Source organism: uncultured Brachyspira sp. (assembly GCF_944390595.1).
GTDB lineage: Bacteria > Spirochaetota > Brachyspiria > Brachyspirales > Brachyspiraceae > Brachyspira.
This window is the reverse complement of record NZ_CALXRN010000085.1, coordinates 1-4803: the sequence shown is the minus strand read 5'-3', so window position 1 is coordinate 4803 and position 4803 is coordinate 1. Positions and strand designations below refer to the sequence as shown.

General features: G+C 29.0%; 4 protein-coding genes. 3 read left to right on the top strand and 1 reads right to left on the bottom strand.

Features of this window, described 5'->3' with window-relative positions; all coding sequences use genetic code 11:
- Positions 1 to 175 precede the first annotated feature (175 nt).
- Genes dprA through Q0J90_RS04515 form a run of 3 tightly spaced genes read left to right on the top strand, consistent with a single transcriptional unit; the run spans position 176 to position 4510 of the window.
- Positions 176 to 1432, top strand: coding sequence for a DNA-processing protein DprA (gene dprA / locus Q0J90_RS04525; RefSeq protein WP_297276775.1), 1257 nt, complete (start codon positions 176 to 178; stop codon positions 1430 to 1432).
- A gap of 31 nt (positions 1433 to 1463) precedes the next feature.
- Positions 1464 to 3617 carry a type I DNA topoisomerase gene (gene topA, locus Q0J90_RS04520; RefSeq protein WP_297276774.1) on the top strand — a complete coding sequence of 718 codons (2154 nt, stop codon included), beginning with the start codon at positions 1464 to 1466 and terminating at the stop codon, positions 3615 to 3617.
- The gene (locus Q0J90_RS04515; RefSeq protein WP_367173840.1) at positions 3563 to 4510 is read left to right on the top strand and encodes an N-acetylmuramoyl-L-alanine amidase; all 948 of its coding nucleotides are present in this window, start codon (positions 3563 to 3565) and stop codon (positions 4508 to 4510) included. Before topA ends, Q0J90_RS04515 begins: the two co-directional genes overlap by 55 nt.
- Before the next feature lie 38 nt (positions 4511 to 4548).
- On the opposite strand, the gene Q0J90_RS04510 is transcribed toward Q0J90_RS04515, so the two are convergent.
- Positions 4549 to 4803, bottom strand: a 255-nt coding sequence (locus tag Q0J90_RS04510) for an alpha-1,2-fucosyltransferase (RefSeq protein WP_297276772.1), incomplete at its 5' end; no start/stop codon positions are given.

The following is a 4803-nucleotide window of genomic DNA, read 5'->3' as shown; positions in this document are numbered from 1 at the left end:
TAGAAATGAGTCCTGACAACATAGACTATTTATTTATATTAGCTAGAATACAATACAGCAGAGAAAACTATAATGAAGCTGTAGCAGCATATAGAAAAATATCAAATCTTGCTACAGAAACTTCTATTAAGCAGACTGCATTAAATAATATTAATCAAATTATAGGACAGCAAAATTGAGCAGCAGTAATGATATAAAAACATATTTGATTGCCTTAAATCAAATTGATAAAGTGGGAGATAGAAGAATATCAGAATTAATTAATCATTATGAATCTGTAGAAAATATATTTGAAGATAAAGAAGAAAATATAAAATCATTAATAGAAAAAAAATTCAAATCTCAAATAGGAAAATTTGAAAAGAATGAAATATTGGATAAGGCAAGAAACATAATAGAAAAATCGAATGATTACGGTATAGGTATATTAAGCCTATTTGATGACGAATATCCTTTTAATTTAAAGCAAATAGATAATCCTCCATACATACTCTATTATAAAGGTGATTTGAAAAAATTAAGACGTAATTCCATAGCTATAGTAGGAACAAGAAATCCTACTAAAGAAAGCTGTAAATATTCTTTTGAACTTGCAAGTAAATTATCATCTTTGAATATATCTGTTGTATCTGGAATGGCTAAAGGAATAGACAGAGAAGCACATCTTGGAGCAATATCATCATTGGTTAATACGGCTGCTGTTTTAGGCAATGGAATAGATACAGTTTATCCGTCTGAGAATTTAAAAATATATAATAAATTAATAGAAAAAGGTATAATTGTAAGTGAATTTGAAATAGGAAGGAAACCTGACAGAACAAATTTCCCAAGAAGAAACAGAATTATATCAGGACTTTCTTATGCTGTTGTTATGGTAGAAGCAGCAAGCAAATCCGGAGCCTTGATTACTGTTGATTATGCTTTAAATCAGGGAAGAGATGTTTATATTGCTCCTTATGATGAAAAAAATAGTGCATACTTTGGAAATCATAAACTATATAAAGATGGTGCTAAAATAGCTTATAATGTAATGGATATATTAGAAGATTTTGATTCTATATTTTCAAATGATGATGATTATGTGAAAATGAAATTAAAATACTTTGAGGGCGGAGATATAAGAAAAAACAAGAATAATAAAAATGAAATAAAAGATAATATAGAAATTAATATAAATGATAATGATGATGCGAAAAAGAAAAAAAAGGTTAAAGAAAATAAAAAAATAAAAAGTAATGAAATAATTAATAATTTAAAAGAAGATGAATCTGCTCTTTATAATATAATAAGCGAATCTGATAAAATACATATTGATGATATTATAGAAAAAAGCAATATAAAGGTTCAAATTGTAACTTCAATATTAATGCAGTTAGAAATTAGCGGACTTATAAAACAATTAGCAGGCAAATATTATACTATAGAAAAATAACTTAATTAGGATTTAAAGGAGATTTTTATTTATGGCTGATACAATAACAGAAGAAAAGATAAAAAATACAAAGACTAAAAAGACAAAAGAAAAAAAAGAATCTAAGAAGAAAAAACTAGTTATAGTAGAGTCTCCTGCAAAAGCAAAAACAATTAATAGATATTTAGGCTCTGATTATTTAGTACTATTTTCTATGGGACATTTAATAGATTTGCCTAGAAGCAGACTTGCTATAGATGTTGATAATGGTTTTGAACCTGAATACATCACAATAAGAGGAAGAGCTAAAATATTAAATGATTTAAAAAAAGAAGCTAAAAAAGCAGAAGAAGTTTTACTTGCTGCCGACGATGACCGAGAAGGAGAAAGCATTGCTTGGCATATAGGAAACAAAATAAGAGGGGTAAACTCTGCTGTACCTATAAAAAGAATAGTATTCCATGAAATAACAAAAGATGCTTTAAAAGAAGCTATTGATCAGCCTAGAGATATAGATATTTCAAAAGTTAATGCTCAGAAAGCAAGAAGAGTATTAGACAGACTTATCGGTTATAACTTGAGTCCTTTACTTTGGGATAAAATTAAAAGAGGGCTTTCTGCCGGAAGAGTTCAAAACGTAGCACTTCTTATTATATGCAATAGAGAAGATGAAATTGAGACATTTGTACCTGTTGAATATTGGACTTTCGGAGTATTTTTAAAACATAAAAATAAAGAGTTTTTAGCAGAACTTCAAAAATATAAAAGCGAAAAACCTGATTTAAAAACAAAACAAGATGTTGAAGATATAATGGAGCATCTTAGAGATAAAACTTATACTGTTGCAAGCATAGAAGTAAAAGACAGATTAAGAAACCCTACAGCACCTTATACAACAAGTAAACTTCAGCAGGCAGCAAGCAGTGCATTAGGATACAGTGCTTCAAAAACTATGCAGGTAGCTCAGTCACTTTATGAAGGTGTTGATATAGCAGGAGAGGCAACTGGTTTAATAACATATATGCGTACTGACAGTGTAAGAATATCTCCTGTTGCTCAGGAACAAGCAAGAGAATTTATAGGAAAAGAATACGGAAGCAATTATCTTCCTTCTGAACCTCCTACATATTCAGTAAAAAAGAATGCTCAGGATGCACACGAGGCTATAAGACCTACTAATGTATTCTTAACGCCTGACAGCATAAAAGAATATTTGAAAACAGATCAATATAAACTGTATAAACTTATATGGGAGAGATTTGTATCTTCTCAAATGCTTCCTGCAAAAATGAAAAATACTAGAGCTATAATAGTTGCAGGTGATTGCGAATTTTCTCTTTCTTCTTCAAAAATAGAATTTGACGGATTTATGAAAGTTCTTACAATAGATAAAGAAGATAAAGAAAAAGCTTCAAAAATGCCTAATTTATCAAAAGATGATGTATGCGAATTTGTTGAAAATAATCCTCAGCAGCATTTCACAACACCTCCTCCAAGATATACAGATGCTTCGCTTGTAAAAATACTTGAGGAATCAGGAATAGGCAGACCTTCTACTTATGCTCCAACTATTAAAACTATTATATCAAGACATTATGTACAGAGAAAAGGTAAACAGCTTGTACCTACAGAATTAGGAAAACTTGTTAATGAGCTTATAAGCGAAAACTTCCCGGAACTTGTAAATATTAACTTTACTGCCGACATGGAAAGTAAACTTGATAAAATAGAAGACGATAATATAGAATGGAATAACATATTAAAAGAATTCTATCCTCATTTTTTGGATACATTGAAAACAGCTACTGAAAACATAAACAATATGAAAGACTTTTTCAATGAAGAAACTGATTTTGTATGTGAAAAATGCGGCAAAAAGATGATTAAACGTTTGGGAAGATATGGATACTTTATAGCTTGTTCCGGATTCCCTGAATGTAAAAACACTAAAGGCATTTCTTTTGGTGTTTGTCCTAAATGCGGCGGAGATATAACTTTAAAACGTTCAAAAAGAGGAAGAGAATTCTACGGATGTTCCAATTATCCTAAATGCGATTTTGTAAGCTGGGATAAGCCTCTTCAAGAGCCTTGTCCTAAATGCAACGGACTTATGGTTGAAAGAAACATAAAAAACAAAGGATTGTTTAAAGTTTGTATCAAGGAAGATTGTGGTTATTCAGAGGAAATCAAAGAGGACGAAGAATAACATTATTTTTTACTGTAGTATTAACTCTGTTTATTAATACTTGCTTATTGTACAGCCAAAATAATGATAAGATAAAGTTGAATAATTTAAACATCAAGATAGAAGATTTAAAAAATGCTTTTAATCCTGCTGTAAGTAAATTTAATGAAAAAACGATATCTACAATTATAATAGATCCAGGACATGGGGGAAAAGATCCAGGAGCTATTGGTGTAAACAGATTATTTGAAAAGGATGTTGTACTTGCTTTTTCATTAGAATTAAAAGAAGAGTTAGAAGAAATACTCCCAGATGTAAAAATAGTACTTACAAGAACAAAGGATACCTACCCTACTCTTGAAGAACGTTTTGAAATAGCTAATAATGCTGCTAAAATAAATACTGATAAGGCAAAAAATGCATTATTTGTAAGCGTACATGCAAATGCTTCATTCAGTTCCAAAGCTAAAGGTTTTGAGGCCTATTTTGTAAGTGCTCAAGAATCAAGCGAATATGCAAGGGCTGTATCAATGTTTGAAAATGAGGCTTTAGTTAAATTTGATAATATAGATACTTCAAAATATGAAAAAGATTCATCTCAAATAACACATAACTATATGCTTGTAGAACAATATCAAAAAGAAAGTAAATTATTAGCAGAATCAATTACTTCAGAAGTGCTTAAAGTATCTGGAGTTGCAAGAAGAACAAAACCTGTTCAGAATGCATTATTCTATGTTTTAAAGGGTGCTATAATGCCTTCTACTTTAATAGAATTAGGTTTTATAACAAATCCGGATGATGCTAAATTTATGAACACAAAAGAAACAAGATTAAAAATGGTTAAAGCCACTGCAGAAGGAATCAAACAATATATAGAAGTTTTTGAAAAGACAGAAGGTTTTACAAAATAAAAAAATTATATTCTACAATATCATTCTATTTTAATAAATTATATATCAATTATTATCTTATTAGGATTTTTATTAAATAATGTTGCTGTAGTACCAAAAGCACCGCATGAAATTATATAATGTTTAGAACATGATAATAGATACATATCAATATAAGGTTCATTTTTGTCATTACTAATATCATACTCTATATCATTATTTAACTTGTTTATAATATTCTCTAATACCCAATTTATATTATTTGAAAAGAAAAAAAATTTAGGTTTTAAAGGATATAATTTATCTTTTAAATC